Genomic DNA, 18270 nt, shown 5'->3' with positions numbered 1-18270 from the left:
CGTGTTGCAAAGCAACAACAAGCCAGACCCATTATAGGGCGGCGTCTATTGGGGCAGCAGGATGGCCAACCCTGCCCATCGACAACTCCAACCGGGCTAGGGGGAGAAGATCTTGAGTTGAGAATCGAGCATCTTTTGCGTGGGCTTAAAATGGCTCATGGGTTCAGCCGGAGGATCAGGCTTTGAGTATATCGTCAGCCTCAGTTTCGCCAGCGTACCGGGATCCGTTGATAGCCCAAATTGTTGAGCGGGGGGTGGCCGAGATCTTTCCGGGAGGGCCTGCTGCCCTGGCGGAGCGCCTGGCCACAACAAATCGTCCCTTGCGGGTGAAGCTGGGCATCGATCCCACCCGACCGGATCTACACCTGGGCCATTCAGTGGTGCTGCGCAAGTTGCGCCAGTTCCAGGATGCGGGCCATGTGGCTATTTTGCTCATCGGGGACTTCACGGCGCTGGTCGGGGATCCCACCGGCCAATCGGAGGCCCGTCCCCGCCTCACCCCAGCAGAAGTGGAGGAAAACGCCCGCACCTACTTGGAGCAAGCCGGCAAGATTTTGGATTTTGAGACCCCCGGTCGGCTGGAGGTGCGCCGCAACAGCGAGTGGCTGGCCCACCTGACTCTCAGCGAGCTGATCGAACTCCAGGCCCAGATGACGGTGGGGCAGATGCTGGCCAAAGAAGACTTTGCCCAGCGCTACCGCGCTGGAACGCCAATTTATCTGCACGAATTTCTCTATCCCCTCCTGCAGGGCTACGACTCGGTGGCTCTGGCAGCCGACGTAGAACTGGGGGGAACCGACCAGCGCTTTAACCTGCTCACCGGTCGGGATCTGCAAATTTGGAAGGGCCAAGCGCCGCAGTTTTGCCTGACGGTGCCGCTTTTGGAGGGGCTGGACGGGTACCAGAAAATGTCCAAGTCCAAAAACAACTACGTGGGGCTGACCGAGGATCCCCTCACCATGTACTCCAAGCTGGAGAAGGTGCCGGATCACCTGGTGGAGCGCTACTTTGAGTTGCTCACCTCAGTGCCCCTTGCCGAGCTGCCGCAGGATCCCCGCCAGCGGCAGATCCTCCTAGCCAAGACCCTAGTGGCCCAGTTTCACTCCCCTGCAGCGGCAGAAGAGGCCCAGCGCACCGCCCAAGCCCTGGTGCTAGACGGTATTCTTGCCGAAACGGGATCCATCCCCACCTTTGCCATCGATGGGTTGTCTTACCCTGTTAAACTCAGCTACATCCTGCGTGAGTGTGGCCTGTGCAAGAGTGCCGCCGAGGCCCGTCGGCAGATTCAAGGGGGCGCCGTGCGGCTGGATGGGCAAAAGGTGGAGGATCCCGACCTGGAGTTTGCCCATGCCTCGGAGCTGGCGGGGCGGATTTTGCAGGTGGGCAAAAAGGCCTTTCGTCGGCTAGTGAAAGGCGCAGATTAGTCTTCCCCTCTCCCTGTGGGAAAGGGGTGAGGGGATCCATCAACGGGCAGGCTTGAAGCCGAGTCCGGTTTTTTTCTGCCTGGTCTTGGCTGGGGGATCGGACAGAGGAGAAGCTGACGAAGTTGGCGGGAAAACGGGCTCCGGTTTGGGCCGGATCGAGCCCGCCTCGGCTACTGCCTCAGAGAGCTTTTGCCGCACCAGCTCCTGAGTCTCCAAAATGTTGGGATCCGCCGCCCATTCCGGGGCCTCTCGAACGGGATCATCCTCGGAGGTGAACTCCAGGTCGTAGGTCTCGGCGCGGTAATCGGGGCTGAAGCATTCCCAAGCTCGCAAACTGTAAAAATAGGGGAACAAACGCACAATGCGCTCAATATCCAGGTGCTCGGCAAAGCGACGAAAAGCCTCTTCTTCAGACACCGGAAAAGGGGCGTAATGTTCTGAAACAAACCACCGCAAGAACTTCCGCGCCTCTGGGATGATCTGCTGGGCAGGCAGGGATCCCAGTGCTCCTGCATTAAAACAGTTCACCAGCAGATGCTCCAGCATCACCGCGTTGTACTCGGCAAAGCAAGTTTGCTCGCGGCTTTCCACCGGCTGCCAGGGCATGTTGCCGTTGGCGGCAATGAGCAGGTGAACCAGGTCATGGGAGGGGTTGGTTTGGATGTAGCCGTGCCCCTCCAACTTGGCGCCATCGCAGCTAAAGAGCTGGTGTTGGGGGCTCCAATAGAACTTGAGTTGCTTTGCCGCCATGTTCAGTTCTCCTCCTCACCCAGGGGATCCTTTTAGAGCTTACACCTGCACTGATGAGCTGCTATGAACTATAGGCCACGGAGGAGAGCGCCGGCTTATTTGACAATTGGTCAGCGAGAACGCTTGCCACAAGTGGCAAAACAAAGGGGTCTTTATCTCGAAGCAATTCTCGGAGCAGACAGGCTTTAGCCGCCCTACTAGGCTCAAAGCTGAGACCCGCTGTGCTCGCATTGTGAAAAAAGATGAACTCGAGATCCTCTAACTGCAGTAAAAATCTTTACGCCTACACCAAGCGCTACAGTAGCTTTCAGAATTACTGGGTGGTATTGCAACTCCGTACTTTCATGCCACCCCACTGTGCTTGCACTGGCAGCTGCAATGACTGTAAAAATACAGCCCGGTCAAGTAAAAAGCCAAAAAGCTGGTTGGCTGCTTCTCCTGGTGCTCGTGGGAAGCTGCCTCGCTGGCTGTGGCTCTTCCGGCGGTACAGGCATTGAGCCGTCTGCTGTGGGATCCCAAGCTCGCCTGACATTCAATGGGGCTCTGACCCGCTCCTTTTCTGGCACACAAGGGGAAATGGAGTTCAACATCGCCCTCTTGCAAGGCGGGGATCCGCCCCAACCAATAACCCAGCTCTCTGCCAGTCAGGTCAGCCTGCAGGTAAACCGGGTAACCGATTTGCTAGGGATCCCGCAGCCGGTAACCTTGACCCTGACACCCACCCGGATCGAGAACCCCCCGCCGGATCTGGCTCAGCGGCCTTTGCTCATGGCAGTGCTGATGGATGGCTCAGGCAGCTTGCTGGTTTTGGATCCCCAATCTCGGCGCTTCCTGGCTGTTTTTCGGCTCTTGGATCAATTTCGCCCTGCACCCCTGGATCTGGGCGCCATTCTGCGCTTTGACAACCGGGGGGCAGGTTTTGGCCTTACAGCCCTGGGGCAGCCTCTGCGCACAGCTCAGCTATTGCAGGACTTCACCGGCGACAAAGAGCTGCTGAGACGAGGCGTTTTGCGCGCTGTTCCGGGGGGGAACACTGCCCTCTACGATGCCACGGTAGAAGCCGGGCGTTTCTTGAGCGACTTTCGGCCCACCGAGCGTTTCAACCGCCGCTTGGTGGTATTCACCGATGGGATTGACAACGAAAGCACCCGCTCCATCAACCAAGCTACTCAGGAGCTGACAACTTTGGCCAGAGAGCGAGGACAAAAACTCACCGTGTATGTGGTTGGGTTGGGGGTCGATTTGAATCTTCTGGAGTTACAGCGTCTGGCTGCAGCTACTGAGGGGACTTTTGTGCTGGCACGGTTTGCGGATCAACTTAGCTAAACCGCCGGGAAGCCCCGCACTCTCTGCAACAGCAGGAGGGTCGGGATGAAAGGCGTATATATCCTGTGCCATAATCAACATGGCTGTACAAAACGGCGTTGCCGGAATCTGGTACAGCTACGCGGTGGGACATCCCGTGTCTGCGCGTGGAGGGTTCTTGCAGTAGCTCCCCGATGAAGCGCGAAGCCCACGCTGTACCTGTAGGGTCAGTGATGGGAGTATGTCACTTTTAATCAGCTTCGCTTTGTGGAAGATCTCATTCGCGTTTGCTATGCCCCAGAAGGCGATCAATCGGATCAACCCTGCCGCCTCCGCATTCCGGTGCCCCTACCTCCTGCACCGACGGACTTTCCGACACCTCGACCCACTCCTGCCTCTACCCCGACACTAACACCGACGCCAACACCGACGCCAACCAACTAGGTAGGAGCATGCCTCTAACCCCCAAAACCCTGAACTTTGCTGAATTTACTGAGCTTTAGGCGGTTTGGCAAAAGTCATTGAGAGGGATATAGTAGACCAAGTTTCCCCCTGATCCTTGAGTCCACCGCAACGGTTGCCGGGAAGTGAAGGGGGAAAGCGCTCGGGGGGTATTCCTCAGGGCTTTGCGGGATACCGCCTTCCTGCTCAGAGATAGGCAGGATGCGATCGCTTCTTTCCTGAACCATGTTCAGGGGAGTTCAGCGTGAATGTATCAGAGCCGTGTAGCCATGCCCTTGGAGAAGTTGGTCCCGCTATTGCGGTCGCAAAAGCGTTGCGTAGCGATGACGGCTTTCCCCCGGGTGGAGCACGCCAGTCGTTGAAATCTCAATCGAGGTCTGACAGCGCTTGCCGCCTGTGACGGTGGGATGTCAGGCTGAGACAGGAGTGGTTTTGCAGTCGGTAGGAACCATGACGCAGCGTGCCCAAGGATTTTGGCAATGGGGATCCCTTTGCCGGATTGGCCTCTACGTAGCTGCTCTGCTCTGCGGGGTGGTGCTCTGGGGGATCCCGGCCTTGGCTCTGCCCCAAGGGGATGCCATCACGGATCCCCGTACCCTGTTGCGGCGGGCGTTGCCTATTCAGGAAACGAAGCTGCTGGAAATTGATGAGGCCATCTCCAAAATCGACACCGACCTGAAGTACAACCGCTGGTCAGCGGTGCGGGGAGATGTGCGCCAGGTGGAGCGGCTTCTGGATCGCCATGGAGATTCCCTGCTGGCCGGCTTGCCTCCGGATCGGGTGACCCCAGCCTCTGAACAGATGGCTGCGCTGCGGGAGCAGTTGCGGGTGATCGGCCAAGCCAGCGAGCGCAAATCCAAAGGCAAAGAAGAGGCCCGCGCTGCCTACGACCGTCTAGTGGACGAGTTGGGATCCCTCGAAAACAACTGGGTGGGGGCTTTCCCCTACACAGTGCCTGCTGAGTATGCCGACAAACCTCAGCTCTTGGGGCGGGCAGAGGTGGAGCTAAACACCACCGCTGGGCGCATGGTGATCACCTTAGATGGCTACAGCGCCCCCATCACTGCCGGCAACTTTGCCGACCTGGTGCAGCGGGGCTTCTACGATGGCCTGACCTTTGACCGGGTGGAGACCTTCTTCCTGGCGCAGGCCGGGGATCCCCCTGGCCCTGCCGATGGCTATGTGGATCCGGCCACGGGCAAGGTTCGCACCATCCCCATGGAGATTCGCGTCAAAGGCGAGGTGATGCCCCGCTACGGCCAGACTTTTGATCAGATGGGCCTGTGGGATGTGGAACCGGCTCTGCCCTTTTCCGCCGAAGGGACGGTGGCCATGGCCCGCTATCCCGACGATCCCAACAGCGCTTCTTCCCAGTTTTTCATCTTCATGGCCGAACCGGATCTCACCCCGGCGGGGTTAAACCTCATGGATGGCCGCTATGCCGTGTTCGGGTACGTTACAGAGGGAACGGAGGTGCTGCGCCACATCAAAGTGGGGGATCGGATTTTGAGTGCCAGATTGATTTCCGGCCAAGACAACCTCAAAACTGGAGCCTAGAGGGGATCCCTTCCTTCCTGCCTAACTGTGTCGATAAGCCGCCGTACCGTCGCCGCCCCTGCAGAGGGCTGGAAGCGAAAGGGAAATTTGCCCCTGGCCAACAGGCGCAGACCCAAAGGCACCAAACTGAGCAGCCCTTTGGGATCCCGGCCCACCACCTGCAGGGCAAAGCGGCGCTCATCTATCCAACCACCGGAGCGCACCAGTTGCACCAGAGTCTTGCGGTGGCGGATGGCTATGGGCAAGGACTCCGTCCGAATAGCGCGAACAGCGTGCGATGGGGAACGGTCGGTGGGCAGAGCAGCGGTCTTGTCTGCATGGCGGGAGAGGATCCCCTGTTTGAGTTCGGTGATTTGATCCAGAGGTGCCACGCCCATCGGGCAGACGCTGTTGCAGTTCCAGCAGCGGGTACAGCCCCAGACACCAGCCAAGCTATCCAGAGCCTGCAGGCGTTGTTCCCGTTGGCTGTCGCGGCTGTCTTGGACGAGGCGGTTGGCTCTGGCCAGAGCATGGGGGCCAACAAACTCTGGGTTCACCTCTTTGGCATTGCAATCGGAATAGCAGGCTCCGCAGAGAATACAGCCACCGGCAGCGTTGAGATGCTCCCGTTCGGCAGGCAGCTGTAAAAACTCTCGCTCCGGGATGCGTCGCCCTGCCGTGCTGACAAAGGGATCCACCCGGCTGAGATCGTTCCAGAAGGGCTGCATATCCACCACCAGATCCCGCAGAACGGGCAGGTTGCCCAGAGGGCCGATGCGAATGGTCTGTGGCTGGGAGCTGCGGGGATCCAGCTCTTCGCCCACATGTCGGCCACAAGCCAAGGCTGCCCTACCGTTGATGCGCATGGCGCAACTGCCACAGATGGTGTTGCGGCAGTTTTTGCGGAAGGCCAAGCTGCCATCCTGCTCCCACTTGATCTGGTTGAGGCAATCGAGAATGGTGGCGCCAGGGGATGTCTCCAGCCAGAAGGACTGCCAGCGGGGCGGCTCCGGCGGCAACTGTCGGAAAATCTGAAATTCTACTCGCAAAGTGCTCTGCACCGCTGAAGGGAAAGGGGATCCCATCCTAGCTCTCTCCCTATTGCCCCGCAACGCTCGCGCGAACAACGCGATAGCAGAAGTGGCTACAGCGCGCGGCTGAGGGAGCTCCCCGGCCCCTGAAACAACAGCCAAGAAATAAGGAAGTTGGTAACAAACACGCCCAGCAGCGCCGTAACCACTGCATCGGTGGTGGAGCGGCCCACCCCCTTGGCCCCTCCGCTGGTGGAAAGGCCCCAGTTGGAGCCGACAATGGCGATCAAAGACCCAAACACCATCGCCTTCAAACAACAGACGAGCAAATCCCAGGAGCTCAGAAGGGTTTGCGCCGAGTTGAGAAACACTGCAGGAGAGATGTTGTAGGCCGAAGCGCAGATGATCATCCCCCCCACCAGCCCCGTCAGCAGGGAGAGGATGGTGAGCACCGGCAGCATCAGCCCCGCAGCCAGCACCCGCGGGATCACCAGATAATCCACCGGATCGGTGCGCAACAACAGCAAAGCGTCGATCTGCTCCGTGACTTTCATGGTGCCCAGCTCGGCAGCAAAAGCGGATCCCACCCGTCCGGCCAAGATCACCGCCGTCACCACCGGTGTCAGCTCGCGGGCAAGGGCAATCGCCAAAACCCCCCCAATCAAGGAAGAGGCTCCGAAGTTGATGAACTCCCGCGCCAACTGGATGGTGAAAACACCGCTGATCACCACCGCCGTAATCAAAACAATCAGCAGCGACTCCAGCCCCACCGCCGCCAACTGATCCAGGGTGTTGCGGCGATGGATACGGCCCCGCATCAGATGCAAAATCACCTGGCCGGCCAAGAGAAAACTGCTGCCCACCCGCTGCAACCAGCTCATGGTTTCGGTCTCAAGAAGCCGTTATCGCTAGGCGACGCTTTGGCGACCCCGTTAGGGGGGCGGAGTCCTTCGGGGTTGCCGGCTCCGCTGGCAGCTGAAAGCTGGGCACAAACGAGGCCCGTGTCAGGGGTTGATCCAGGATCAGCCCCTCTCCCCCCAGCACTTCTAGGGCACGGCCTTCCACCGAGATCCACACCCGGGCGCCGGGGTTTTGGCTGGTGGCCGTGTAGAGCACCTGCGCAATCCGGCTCATCATCGCCGTGGATCCCCCCCCCTGGGTAAACTCTGGGGAAAAATTGAGAAAAATATCGTCACCTTCCACCCGCACATCCAACACCTGAGTTTGGGGTGGAATGGCGCTGGTAAGGTGGGGATCCCGGGGGCCGGCAATCAGCTCCTCCAAGGCCAGGCGGATGGCTTCTTGAGTGTCAAAGGCGCGAACCGTGCGCTCTTGCTGCACATAGTAAATGGAGTTGTCGGCACTGGTCAGCCAATACAAGGAAAGGGTTTGCCGGGGCCCGATGCTGTACCACCAAGCTCCCCCCATCACCCCTAACCCCAGCAAGAAGCCAAGGATCCCCAATTGCAGGGCCCGGCCGCGACGTGGGCAGCGACGCCGTCCTCCCAACCTAACGGAGCTGAGCTGTGCAATACGGCCTCCGTAGTGGCTCATTGCTGGCAACCCCCTGTCTTACCTAGCTCTAGGGTAGCGAAGAAAAGCCCACTCTGCCGGGGATCCCCAATAGGCTGGACAGGCAAAAGTGCAGCAGCAACTGGGATCCCTTTATTTGTATGATGATAATGATTTACACCCGGCATTGCTGAGTCGATAACTGAGCACACAAGGAGCTGAGCCTCAATCATGGTTACTGCCACCGCTACTGCCACCAATGTTGGCTACATCACTCAGGTCATTGGGCCTGTGATCGACGCCGAGTTTCCCAGCGGCAAGCTGCCCGAAATCTACAATGCCCTCAAGGTGGAGGGCACAACCGAAAGCGGCCTGAAGGTTAACGTCACCTTTGAGGTGCAGCAGCTTTTGGGGGATAACCGCGTGCGTGCGGTGGCCATGTCCTCGACCGACGGCCTGGTGCGGGGCATGCCGGTGGTGGATACGGGCGCTCCGATTACTGTGCCGGTCGGGCAGCCCACCCTGGGGCGCATTTTCAATGTGCTGGGAGAGCCAGTTGACCAAGGAGAGCCCGTTCAAGCCCAAGAATTTGCCCCCATCCACCGCAGTGCGCCTCCACTTGTCGATTTGACGATTAAGCCAGAGCCCTTTGAAACCGGCATCAAGGTGATTGACCTGCTGGCCCCCTTCAAAAAGGGGGGCAAGGTGGGCCTGTTTGGCGGTGCCGGCGTCGGCAAGACAGTGCTCATCCAGGAGCTGATCCACAACATCGCTGAGGAGCACTCTGGCCTATCGGTGTTTGCCGGCGTGGGAGAGCGCACCCGCGAGGGCAATGACCTCTACAACGAGATGAAAGAATCCGGTGTGCTGGACAAAGTGGCGCTGGTCTATGGCCAGATGAACGAGCCACCGGGTGCCCGCATGCGGGTTGGCCTGACTGCCCTGACCATGGCAGAGTACTTCCGCGACGTTAACAAGCAGGACGTGCTGCTGTTCATCGACAATATCTTCCGCTTTGTGCAGGCCGGGTCGGAAGTGTCGGCGCTGTTGGGCCGCATGCCCTCGGCGGTGGGTTACCAGCCCACCTTGGCTACCGAAATGGGCAACCTGCAAGAGCGCATCACCTCTACCAAGCAGGGATCCATCACCTCGGTGCAGGCGGTGTATGTGCCTGCTGACGACTTGACGGATCCGGCCCCAGCCACCACCTTTGCCCACCTCGACTCCACGGTGGTATTGTCCCGCAGCTTGGCAGCCAAGGGTATCTATCCGGCGGTGGATCCCCTGGATTCCTCTTCCACCATCCTGCAGGCGGACATTGTGGGCGAAGAGCACTACAACACCGCCCGGGCAGTGAAGCAAACGCTGCAGCGCTACAAAGAGCTGCAAGATATCATCGCCATCCTGGGGCTGGACGAGCTGTCGGAAGAGGACAAGCTGGTGGTGGCCCGCGCCCGCCGCATCGAGCGTTTCCTGTCCCAGCCGTTCTTCGTGGCGGAGGTATTCACTGGCTCCCCCGGCAAGTATGTGAAATTGGCAGACACCATCAAGGGCTTCCAGCGCATTTTGTCGGGGGAATTGGACAATCTGCCGGAGCAAGCCTTCTACTTGGTGGGCACCATCGAAGAGGCCATCGAGAAAGCGGAGAAGCTCAAGTCCAAGTGATCCCTCACCCCCAGCCCCTTTCCCACAGGAGGAGAGGGGAGTTGCCGATAGCGCGGCGACTGGGCTCCCCAGGGTTGAAGGGGGGAACGCCCTGGTGGCATTGCTGACTGAAAGCGCTCCCCAGACCCGGCAGGGCTCCTTCTTTTCGGGGGAGCCTTGGTTTTATCTACAGGTGGGACGGCTGCTAGGGATCCCCGGCGACAGGCCCGAAGCGATAGCCCTTGCCGTAGACGGCGTGGATCAATTCTGCTGCCCCGGGCAACCTGAGGCGTCGCCGCAGCAGGCGCACCTGGGCTGCCAAGACGTTGCTGCTGGGGGGATCCTCTCCGGCCCACACCTGCTCGTAGATCTGGTCGTGGGTGAGCAACTGGCCGGGGTGGGTCATGAAGTACTCCAGCAGGCGAAACTCTTTTTGGGAGAGGTGGATCATCCGCCCCTGCCGGTAGGCCACCTGGTTCTCCCGATCCAGCTCCAAATCCCCGACCTGCAGGCGAGGGATCCCTTCTCCAGTACCTGTGGTTCGCCGCAAGAGGGCCCGCACCCGCGCCAGCAGTTCCCGCAGCTCGAACGGCTTCACCAAGTAATCATCTGCCCCGGCATCCAGCCCTTCCACCCGGTCGTCTAGGGTATCTTTGGCCGTCAGAAACAGGATGGGGGTGGTGCAATCCACCTGCCGTACCCGCTGGCAGAGGGAAAGCCCAGAGAGCTCCGGCAACATCCAATCCAAGACCAGCAGATCGTAGGGCAGAGCGGGGGACTTTTGCAGCAGCTCCCAGGCCCGCCCTCCTGTGTAGGCGACGTCCACCGTGTAGCCCTCTCGCCTCAGTTGCTGGGCCAGAGAATCGGCCAACTCCACTTCATCGTCCACCAATAAAATCCGTGCCATAGGACTCCGTCCCGCTAACGCGAACACCTCAGGACTCGGTCTCGCTGTTGTCTTGGAAACAATGTGGAGCGCTGACGTACTCAGAAAAGGACTCCGTCCCGCTAGAACTGGAGAGCGGCTCAAGCTGCAAGGATAGATCGTAAAGGCGGCGCCGCGTCCAGATGGGGGATCCCTGCAGACGCTGGGCCAACCGGCGGCTGGCTGCAGACCGGGACAGGCCTTCGGCCAGCAATCGGGCCATTTCTTGACGAATTTCCGCTTCCGATTCACTGTCTCCCCGCCCATTCAAGGACTCCGTCCCGCCTCTGGCAGGGTTAGGGCTGGGAACGGCACCCACATATCCCTCAAGCAAGAGGGTGAACTCCCCCCGCGGCGGCTGGGCGGCGCAGTGCTCCAGAGCTGCTGCCAGGGATCCCCGCCAGAAGGACTCATACAGCTTGGTCAGCTCCCGCGCCAGCACGATCTGCCGCTCTGGGCCGCAGTGATCCAGCAGATCCTGCAGAGTTTGGCGCAGGCGATGGGGGGCCTCGTAAAGGATGAGGGTGCGGGGCTCTTGGGCCAACTGCCGCAGGCGGGCCTGTCGTTGGCTGGGTTTAAGCGGCAAAAATCCCTCGAACACGAATCGTCCTGTAGGCAGGCCCGAAGCGGTCAAGGCGGCAACAGCAGCTACCGGCCCCGGCACAGGGATCACCGGGATCCCGGCCTGAATGCAGGCGCGCACCAACTCTTCTCCCGGATCGGAGATGGCAGGAGTGCCGGCATCGCTGATCAGGGCCACCGACTGGCCCGCCGACAGATACTTCAGGAGTTGCGGGATCCGTTGGGCAGCGTTGTGCTCGTGATAGCTGATGAGGCGGGCGGAGATTTGAAAATGTTTAAGAAGCTGGCCGGAGTGGCGAGTATCTTCTGCCGCCACCCAGTCCACTTCCCGCAAAACCCGCAGCGCCCGCAGGGTGATGTCTTCTCGGTTGCCGATGGGGGTAGCCACCAAATAAAGGCTGGCGGTGGGGTGTTCCATCCCGAGCTCCAAGGCTGAGCTGCCGATAACCAGACAATAGCCAATTAGAGCAATTAGAGATCGCCTCGGATCCCCAGATTAACCTCTCTTGGCCGGTGCCCCGATACCCAAGCATCTGCCTTTCGCGGTAGCGGGACGGAGTCCTTTCGCGGTAGCGGGACGGAGTCCTTTCGCGGTAGCGGGACGGAGTCCTATGGCAGGATCGAGAAGTGCTGCGGAGAGGGATCCCGGTGCGCTTGACAACGCGGGCCACCTATAGCATCAAAGCTTTGTTGGATCTGGCGATGCTCGGCTCCGGGCAAATGGCTTCGGTGCGGGCCATTGCTCAGCGACAGGGGATCCCAGCTCCCTACCTGGAAAAGTTGCTGATTGAGTTGCGGCAGGCTGGCTTGGTTTGTTCCCAACGGGGGGCCCAGGGGGGCTACCGGCTGGCACGGGCACCGCGGCGGATCCCGATTAGCGCCATTTTGGCGGCAGTGGGAGAATCCTTGGATCCTCTCATGGACAGTTCTAATCCTTCAGCCGTGCATCCGGCGGAGCGGCTGGACTGGGTGACGGAAGCCCTGTGGAAGCGGATCGCTCGGCAAGTGCAGCAGGTGCTGGAGGAAACCACCTTGGAAGATCTGTATTTTGATGTTCGGAGCTGGCAGGCGGCTCAGGATCAGGAGAGTGGATTTGTGGTTTGAGCCTGCTGGCGGGATGGAGTCATCGCTGTTTTTCCCGGCCCAACCGACTGCCGGGCTGGTGCTGGCGGCAGCTTTGGCTTTGGATTATCTGCTGGCGGATCCCTGGGGTTGGCCTCATCCGGTGCGGGTGATGGGGGCTGTTATTGCCTGGGGGCAAGGCTATATCCTCAAGCACTGCTCAACTCCGCGAGCACAACAGTGGGGCGGGGCAGTTCTCACCCTAACTTTGGTGGGGGGATCCTACGGCATAGGCTGGGGGCTGGTCGCCATCGGCAATGCCATCCATCCCTGGGCAGGGATCCTCATGCAGGTGATCCTGATGGCCAGTTGTCTGGGAGGGCGCAGCCTGCGCTTTGCTGCGTTGGAGGTGTTGGATCCCTTGGAAAAAGAGGATCTGCCGGAGGCCCGTCAACGTCTCAGCCGCTACGTGGGGCGGGATACAGAGCACCTGACGGCATCGGAGATTTTGCGGGCGCTGATTGAGACGGTGGCCGAAAATACTCCCGACGGAGCAACTGCCCCTCTGTTCTACGCCTTCTTGGGAGGGGCGCCCTTGGCCCTAGCCTACAAGGCCAGCAGCACGCTGGATTCGATGGTGGGCTACCGCCACCCCCCTTTCACCCATTTGGGCACAGTGCCGGCCCGCTGTGAGGATGGGCTGACTTGGCTGCCCTGCCGCCTGACGGTGCTCACCCTGGCCCTGCTCAGCCGGGATCCCTGGGGGTTTTGGCAGCGGTGTCGTCAGGATGCGCAGGCGGATCCCAGCCCCAATTCCGGGTGGAGCGAGGCGGCTTTTGCCTGGCGGCTGCAGATCCAACTGGGGGGAACCAATTTCTATCGCGGGATCCCGAAGGTGAAACCCAAATTGGGGATCCCGGCTCGCCCTTTGACCCCGCAAGTGGTGCAGGAAAGTTTGGGACTGCTGCGACAGGTTGTATGGATTTGGGGGAGTTTGATGGTGGGAGCAACTCTCCTGTTGACCGTTCTGCAACTCATGGTCGTTTATTTCACCCCCTAGGATGAACTAAACAACCGGTTGCTTCCTGCTTCTACGACCCTTACCTAGCTGAGCTTTTGACTCAACCCCGGCAGAGGAATCTCCACAGGCGCAACTTCCCCCAGAACTTGAGGTAGAGTTAGCAAAGCTAACTAGATCGGCGGCAACAAAAACCGTAGCTGCTGTCAACCTGCCGTGAACCTAGAACCGCTGAAATAAACGATGATAAAAACAGCAGCTGCTACAGATATCAAGCACAGGGCGGTGGGGCATCCCGTCCTTTTCGCGTCAGCGGGACGGAGTCCTTGAAGCTCGCACTCTCTCGCTTTAGCGGCGCGGAGCGCTTTGCGTCAACATGAGTGCGGGAGTTATGTCACTTGTGCAACCGTTTATCGCTGGCTGAGCCGAGCAGACCTCACGACAACAAAAGTCAAGACCCGCAAGCGAAAGACAGACTTGGCTGCCCTGCAGCAAGACGTAGACCAGTGCCCAGAAGCTCGACTAAAGGATGGAGCCCAGCGCCAGAGCAATACCCATTAACTGCAGCATTGACAATATCCGACAATATCCAAACAACAAAAAGGCCCCCTTTCGAGGGCTTTTTTGAGGATACTGTTGCGCCGTTTTACCGTGGTTTTCGACCTGGAAAATCCAGTATAGGATACCGGGGATGATTGTCGATAGTTTCCAAATCAAGTTTGGCCTACTGCTCTCACATCCACTTCCCATCCTAATTGTCGAAGGGTATAGATCGCAAAAACATAACGGCAGTCACCAACGCCGCAGAATCCTCTCCCAATCATACCCCATTTTTGGGGTGTGCCCGTCAAGTGCTCACCAAGGGCTAGGATAAAAGACAGCTTGACGGGTTGCTGGCCATGCTTGGTTCCTGGTTAGACAACATCTACGGCGCTTGGTTTCTGCCGGAGCGCACCTTTCGGGCGTTGCGGGAACAGCCTGTTCTCTGGCAAGCCTTTGGGGTGGTGGGGCTGCTCAACGTCCTGGATGCGATTCGCCGCTCTGGGGTAAGCCTGCCGAGCATGGTGCTGGCGGTGCTGATGGGATCCCTGGGCTGGGTGGGTTTGGCGGCTTTGTTGCAATTGCTGGCCTTTTGTTTGGGTCGGGCTGTCCCTTCCTTTTCAGCGCTGCTGTGCTTGACGGGGTTTGCCGGTTTGCCGTGGCTGCTGCTGGGGCCTGCTCAATCGTTGGGTGGGGTGGTGGGATCCCTGCTGGGCCTTGCAGCGCTGCTGTGGTTTGTGGTTTGGCAGGTGCGGGCGGTAGCTGTAGCGCTGGATTTGGAGTGGTGGCGCCTGGTGGGCCTGATCCCATTGGCTTTCCTAGGGGGGATCCTGTCCCTGAGCTGGCTGACCAGCAGCGTCGTTGCTTTGGCTTCCTTGGGCTAAAGCTTATAGTTGTTTCAGGTTAGGGTGAGACGCCTGGGCTACCAAGAAAAGCCTTCTGGTTCTGCGTATTGTTGCTCCGCAACGCTGACGCGACGATGCGACCAGGGCTTTAGGTGTGGGTGCAGTGTCCTAGTTGGAGTTGAAATGATCATAATTCCCATTGGATCTTGGGGTGTGGCCAGGGATGCTTCCCTGGAATTAGCGGGGCACTCGCTGCAGATGCGGCTTTTCCTCCGGCAGAATAGCGCCTTCTACGGGGCAAACCTGTAAACAGATGCCACAGTCGATGCAGGTGGAAAACTCAATCCAAAAGTAGTCGGTGCCTTTGGCATTTTTGGTATCGCCGGGGTGGATGCAGGCAACAGGGCAAGCCTCTACACAGTCGGCCACACCTTCACAGATATCGGTGACAATTGTATGCGGCATGGATCCCTCCCAATGAACGCTCTAAGTCAAATCCTAAGTGCAGTTGCCACAAGGTCAGCCTTGACGTCGCCTGCGCTTCCTATGCTGTTGACTTTTTGATTAGAATGCGCGATATTTGCCCGAAGCTGCCTGAAAAAGATGGGACTTATATCTCAGTTCTAGGGTTCATTTTAGGCCAAAATTGCTCCCCCCCGACGAGAAGTTTTCCAGATCGTCGCTTTTTCTGACCAGCGCAGCGCCAATGCAAAAGAAGTAGAATGCTGGAGCGAGCCGGCAAATGGGCTCCCACCGCCTCGAGAGTTCTCTCTTGCCAAAAATGGCAAGGGACATACTCTGCTGTGACCTGGGTTTTAACCGAAAGATAGGATGATTTGGCATAAAACAGGGGCTAAATCTCTCTGGGATCCCGCTCTTGAGACTGCCACCAACGGCTGAGGGGCCAATACAAAGCGGGTGCCCAGAGGCTACTTAAAATAGCAGACGTGAGGGCATTGCGTTGATGGTTCCACCAGATGCTCTCCAGAGAACGGGGGCCATCGCCGCCGATGCTGCCGAAAGAGTGAAGGGAGTTCCCCAATCCATCCAGCAAAGTTTGCATTCCCGCCGGATCCAGGCCCTCGGATCCCTGGGAGGCGGCAAGCCACATCCACTGCAGCGCCATCAGGGTTTCGGCAATCACCACCATACCAAAAACGATCAAGGCCACCGAGATGAAGTCTTCTTGCATGTAGCGTTGTTTTTGCAGCTTGGCGGTGAGGATCCCGACTACGGCCAGCCCCAGCGCATGGGTAGGACAAGGGCTGGTCAGCGCATCTTGCAGAAAACCCAGGGTGACCCCGGCAACAGCCCCCTGCCAAGCTTTGCGCCGCACACTCCAGCACACCACCCAGATCAAGGGCCAATCTGGGGTTAAGCCTGCTAGCTCCAAGCCCGGCCCGCGCCACCAAGGGGCCACTGCTGCCAGCAATCCTGATAGGGCAGTCACCACCCAGTTGAGGTGAGACTTGAGCTTAAGAATCAGAGGGTTGAGCATAGCGGTAGATCAAGGCCCATTCCAAGAGACCCAGCGGCGCCGACAGTTCGACAGTGGCTTGAGGGGCAGGGCTGGCATCCAAGTTGACCGCTCGAACCGTTCCCACCACAACCCCGGCTGGGTAAAAGCTGCTCAGGCCCGAGGTCACCACCACATCCCCCACCTCTACTTTGGGGGCCTTGTCGAAAAAATCCAAAATGGCGCTCTGGGTGCCCGTACCCCTCAGGATGCCCATGTGTCGGCTGCGACTCAGCATTACCCCGACACGGCTGGTGGGATCGCTGATCAGGAGCACTCGGCTGGTGTTGGGCGTGACCGACTCGACTCGCCCGATCAACCCGCCCGGCGCCATGACTACATCTCCCACCCTGACTCCATGCCGGCTGCCGCGGCTGAGGGTGAGCTGTTGCCACCAGTGATCGGCGCTGCGACCCACCACGGCTGCTGGGATCCCCGCTTGGGGCATTTGCTCGGTAAATTGCAGCAGTCGCTTCAGCTCGCGGTTTTGGTACTGCAACTCGGCTACCAGGGCTTGCAGCTCACGGTTAGCGGCCTGGCTGAGCACCGCAGCGGGATCCACAGGCGGACGGGCTGGAGCAGTGATCCAACTGTACAATTCCACCAATAGGGATCCCTGGGTTTGGCGCAGGCCCAATGCTACCCCCATCGCCAAAGCAGACAGGAGTAACCCCAAGCCGTAGCGCCTCCACCATTGGCGTAGCCGATTCAAGCAATACCTCTCCAACCCACTCGACTCACACCTCAGGGATGGGAAGAAACTCCTCTAGCCCTTGAAGCTGCCGCTCAACACTCGACCTAGGGTTTTGAAATCCTCCAAAACTCGCCCTGTACCGAGCACCACACAACTGAGGGGATCCGGGGCAATGTGAACCAAGATCCCGGTTTCATGGCTGATCAGGGCATCTAGACCCTTGAGCAAGGCTCCTCCCCCGGCCAGCATGATGCCTCGGTCGATGATGTCGGCAGCCAATTCCGGTGGAGTGCGCTCCAGGGTGCGCTTAATGGCTTCCACAATCACCGAGAGGGGCTCGGCCATGCTCTCGCGAATTTCGGTGCTCTTCACCGTGACGGTACGGGGTAAACCCGAGAGCAGGTGTAACCCGCGCACTTCCATGGTCAGTTCCTCTTGAATTGGGTAGGCGGAGCCAATCCGAATCTTGATCTCTTCAGCGGTGCGCTCCCCGATGGTGAGGTTGTGAACCTTTTTCATGTACTGGGCGATGGCCTCGCTCAGCTCATCTCCCGCTACCCGCACGGACTCGCTCAGCACGATCCCCTGCAAACTGAGGACGGCTACCTCAGTGGTGCCGCCGCCAATGTCGATGATCATGTTCCCAGTGGGCTCTTGCACCGGCAGCCCGGCCCCGATTGCTGCTGCCACCGGCTCATCCACCAAATACACCTCCCGCGACCCAGCTTGGAGAGCGGCTTCCATCACCGCCCGTCGCTCCACCCCAGTCACACCGCTGGGGATCCCAATCACAATGCGGGGAGCAATCAGGTACCGGCCCTCGTGTACGCGGTGGATGAAGTGTTTTAGCATCATCTCCGCCGTGTCGAAATCGGCAATCACCCCATCTCGCAGAGGACGCACCGCTACAATGTTGCCGGGGGTACGGCCCAACATTTTTTTGGCATCTTCCCCCACAGCCAGGGGTTGCTTGGTGTTTTGGTCGATGGCGACCACAGAGGGCTCTTGCAGGACAATGCCTCGCCCGGCCACGTAGACCAGCGTGTTGGCAGTGCCCAAATCAATGCCCATATCACGGGAAAATCGGCTGAATAACCCCACGGTAAGTCGCTCCAGTCTTGATTTGGGAAGAAGCAGCAAGCTTTGGTACCTACTATAGTCTAGTTCTGCAAGAGAATCTCCCCCGAAGAGTGGGAATCTGCTCCAGAGAAACCGGCTATGGCTGTATCCCAGCCAGCTGTGGAAGATCGAATTCGCCGCTAAGGTGCAATCCTGTTGTGATTCGGGATCCCTCGTGCCTAAGGTTGCCATTGCTCCAGCCGGCTATCCGGCCATCGCCCCCTATTCTCCCGGCGTGAAGGTGGGCAAAATACCCTCTACATCTCGGGCACATTGGCCCTGGATCCGGAGGGCAAGACGGTGGA

Annotated in this window: 18 protein-coding genes and 1 other RNA gene; 8 read left to right on the top strand and 11 right to left on the bottom strand. The window is 59.2% G+C overall.

Going from position 1 to position 18270, the window contains the following annotated elements; all coding sequences use genetic code 11:
• The first annotated feature begins 182 nt into the window (after positions 1-182).
• Positions 183-1424 (top strand): tyrosine--tRNA ligase, encoded by a 1242-nt coding sequence (gene tyrS / locus ACVWXW_RS05485; RefSeq protein WP_457403101.1) that lies wholly within the window; start codon positions 183-185, stop codon positions 1422-1424.
• A 39-nt stretch (positions 1425-1463) separates the two neighbouring features.
• On the opposite strand, the gene ACVWXW_RS05480 is transcribed toward tyrS, so the two are convergent.
• Complete coding sequence (locus ACVWXW_RS05480; RefSeq protein ID WP_011434070.1) at positions 1464-2174, bottom strand: hypothetical protein; 711 nt, start codon at positions 2172-2174, stop codon at positions 1464-1466.
• A 447-nt stretch (positions 2175-2621) separates the two neighbouring features.
• Between ACVWXW_RS05480 and ACVWXW_RS05475 the strand changes: the two genes are divergently transcribed.
• Positions 2622-3500 (top strand): vWA domain-containing protein, encoded by an 879-nt coding sequence (locus ACVWXW_RS05475; protein ID WP_457403099.1) that lies wholly within the window; start codon positions 2622-2624, stop codon positions 3498-3500.
• An 891-nt stretch (positions 3501-4391) separates the two neighbouring features.
• Positions 4392-5498 carry a peptidylprolyl isomerase gene (locus ACVWXW_RS05470; RefSeq protein ID WP_457403098.1) on the top strand — a complete coding sequence of 369 codons (1107 nt, stop codon included), beginning with the start codon at positions 4392-4394 and terminating at the stop codon, positions 5496-5498.
• On the opposite strand, the gene ACVWXW_RS05465 is transcribed toward ACVWXW_RS05470, so the two are convergent.
• The 3 genes from ACVWXW_RS05465 to ACVWXW_RS05455 all read right to left on the bottom strand — a co-directional run bounded on the left by ACVWXW_RS05465 (position 5495) and on the right by ACVWXW_RS05455 (position 8062).
• Positions 5495-6526, bottom strand: a complete 1032-nt coding sequence (locus ACVWXW_RS05465; protein ID WP_457403112.1) for a succinate dehydrogenase/fumarate reductase iron-sulfur subunit — start codon at positions 6524-6526, stop codon at positions 5495-5497. The genes ACVWXW_RS05470 and ACVWXW_RS05465 overlap by 4 nt on opposite strands.
• 95 nt (positions 6527-6621) lie before the next feature.
• Complete coding sequence (locus tag ACVWXW_RS05460) at positions 6622-7389, bottom strand: MlaE family lipid ABC transporter permease subunit (protein WP_457403096.1); 768 nt, start codon at positions 7387-7389, stop codon at positions 6622-6624.
• Positions 7390-7399: 10 nt separating this feature from the next.
• A complete protein-coding gene (locus ACVWXW_RS05455) occupies positions 7400-8062 on the bottom strand; it encodes a GerMN domain-containing protein (RefSeq protein WP_457403095.1) in 663 nt (220 codons plus the stop codon).
• A 189-nt stretch (positions 8063-8251) separates the two neighbouring features.
• Here ACVWXW_RS05455 and atpD point away from each other — a divergent pair, with 189 nt between their 5' ends.
• Positions 8252-9685 (top strand): F0F1 ATP synthase subunit beta, encoded by a 1434-nt coding sequence (gene atpD, locus ACVWXW_RS05450; RefSeq protein ID WP_011434062.1) that lies wholly within the window; start codon positions 8252-8254, stop codon positions 9683-9685.
• A 184-nt stretch (positions 9686-9869) separates the two neighbouring features.
• Here the strand turns inward: atpD and rppA are convergent, their stop codons facing one another.
• Both rppA and rsmI read right to left on the bottom strand, forming a co-directional pair.
• Entirely contained in the window at positions 9870-10571 is a 702-nt protein-coding gene (gene rppA / locus ACVWXW_RS05445) for a two-component system response regulator RppA (protein WP_457403094.1), read from the bottom strand.
• Between the two features lie 28 nt (positions 10572-10599).
• Positions 10600-11589, bottom strand: a complete 990-nt coding sequence (gene rsmI, locus ACVWXW_RS05440) for a 16S rRNA (cytidine(1402)-2'-O)-methyltransferase (protein WP_457403093.1) — start codon at positions 11587-11589, stop codon at positions 10600-10602.
• A gap of 230 nt (positions 11590-11819) precedes the next feature.
• On the opposite strand from rsmI, the gene ACVWXW_RS05435 reads away from it, so the two are divergent.
• The 3 genes from ACVWXW_RS05435 (at position 11820) to ACVWXW_RS05425 (ending at position 13812) form a co-directional block, all read left to right on the top strand.
• Positions 11820-12275 carry an Rrf2 family transcriptional regulator gene (locus tag ACVWXW_RS05435; RefSeq protein WP_414409052.1) on the top strand — a complete coding sequence of 152 codons (456 nt, stop codon included), beginning with the start codon at positions 11820-11822 and terminating at the stop codon, positions 12273-12275.
• Between the two features lie 13 nt (positions 12276-12288).
• Positions 12289-13293 (top strand): adenosylcobinamide-phosphate synthase CbiB, encoded by a 1005-nt coding sequence (gene cbiB, locus ACVWXW_RS05430; protein ID WP_457403091.1) that lies wholly within the window; start codon positions 12289-12291, stop codon positions 13291-13293.
• Positions 13294-13617: 324 nt separating this feature from the next.
• Positions 13618-13812, top strand: a complete 195-nt coding sequence (locus ACVWXW_RS05425; protein ID WP_071818172.1) for an IS630 transposase-related protein — start codon at positions 13618-13620, stop codon at positions 13810-13812.
• A gap of 65 nt (positions 13813-13877) precedes the next feature.
• Here ACVWXW_RS05425 and ssrS read toward each other — a convergent pair.
• A non-coding RNA gene (ssrS, locus tag ACVWXW_RS05420) (6S RNA) lies at positions 13878-14064 on the bottom strand.
• A gap of 86 nt (positions 14065-14150) precedes the next feature.
• Here ssrS and ACVWXW_RS05415 point away from each other — a divergent pair.
• Positions 14151-14675 (top strand): YIP1 family protein, encoded by a 525-nt coding sequence (locus tag ACVWXW_RS05415; RefSeq protein ID WP_457403089.1) that lies wholly within the window; start codon positions 14151-14153, stop codon positions 14673-14675.
• A gap of 198 nt (positions 14676-14873) precedes the next feature.
• On the opposite strand, the gene ACVWXW_RS05410 is transcribed toward ACVWXW_RS05415, so the two are convergent.
• The 4 genes from ACVWXW_RS05410 to ACVWXW_RS05395 form a co-directional block, all read right to left on the bottom strand.
• Complete coding sequence (locus ACVWXW_RS05410) at positions 14874-15101, bottom strand: indolepyruvate ferredoxin oxidoreductase subunit alpha (protein WP_011434056.1); 228 nt, start codon at positions 15099-15101, stop codon at positions 14874-14876.
• A 388-nt stretch (positions 15102-15489) separates the two neighbouring features.
• Positions 15490-16134 (bottom strand): rod shape-determining protein MreD, encoded by a 645-nt coding sequence (gene mreD / locus ACVWXW_RS05405; RefSeq protein ID WP_457403088.1) that lies wholly within the window; start codon positions 16132-16134, stop codon positions 15490-15492.
• Positions 16112-16864, bottom strand: coding sequence for a rod shape-determining protein MreC (gene mreC, locus ACVWXW_RS05400; protein WP_011434053.1), 753 nt, complete (start codon positions 16862-16864; stop codon positions 16112-16114). Before mreC ends, mreD begins: the two co-directional genes overlap by 23 nt.
• A gap of 54 nt (positions 16865-16918) precedes the next feature.
• Complete coding sequence (locus ACVWXW_RS05395; protein ID WP_414419661.1) at positions 16919-17947, bottom strand: rod shape-determining protein; 1029 nt, start codon at positions 17945-17947, stop codon at positions 16919-16921.
• Positions 17948-18270 lie beyond the last annotated feature (323 nt).

The organism is Thermostichus sp. MS-CIW-30, from assembly GCF_054058015.1.
The sequence above is the reverse complement of the archived record's forward strand: the minus strand, read 5'-3'. Positions and strand labels throughout refer to the sequence as shown.

What these genes read in the sequence shown, in the direction of transcription:
- ACVWXW_RS05460 (WP_457403096.1), bottom strand. Translation starts at nt 7,389, where the DNA reads ATGAGCTGGTTGCAGCGGGTGGGCAGCAGTTTTCTCTTGGCCGGCCAG.
- ACVWXW_RS05410 (WP_011434056.1), bottom strand. Translation starts at nt 15,101, where the DNA reads ATGCCGCATACAATTGTCACCGATATCTGTGAAGGTGTGGCCGACTGT.
- rppA (WP_457403094.1), bottom strand. Translation starts at nt 10,571, where the DNA reads ATGGCACGGATTTTATTGGTGGACGATGAAGTGGAGTTGGCCGATTCT.
- ACVWXW_RS05480 (WP_011434070.1), bottom strand. Translation starts at nt 2,174, where the DNA reads ATGGCGGCAAAGCAACTCAAGTTCTATTGGAGCCCCCAACACCAGCTC.
- cbiB (WP_457403091.1), top strand. Translation starts at nt 12,289, where the DNA reads ATGGAGTCATCGCTGTTTTTCCCGGCCCAACCGACTGCCGGGCTGGTG.
- ACVWXW_RS05470 (WP_457403098.1), top strand. Translation starts at nt 4,392, where the DNA reads ATGACGCAGCGTGCCCAAGGATTTTGGCAATGGGGATCCCTTTGCCGG.
- mreD (WP_457403088.1), bottom strand. Translation starts at nt 16,134, where the DNA reads ATGCTCAACCCTCTGATTCTTAAGCTCAAGTCTCACCTCAACTGGGTG.
- ACVWXW_RS05415 (WP_457403089.1), top strand. Translation starts at nt 14,151, where the DNA reads ATGCTTGGTTCCTGGTTAGACAACATCTACGGCGCTTGGTTTCTGCCG.
- atpD (WP_011434062.1), top strand. Translation starts at nt 8,252, where the DNA reads ATGGTTACTGCCACCGCTACTGCCACCAATGTTGGCTACATCACTCAG.
- ACVWXW_RS05455 (WP_457403095.1), bottom strand. Translation starts at nt 8,062, where the DNA reads ATGAGCCACTACGGAGGCCGTATTGCACAGCTCAGCTCCGTTAGGTTG.
- rsmI (WP_457403093.1), bottom strand. Translation starts at nt 11,589, where the DNA reads ATGGAACACCCCACCGCCAGCCTTTATTTGGTGGCTACCCCCATCGGC.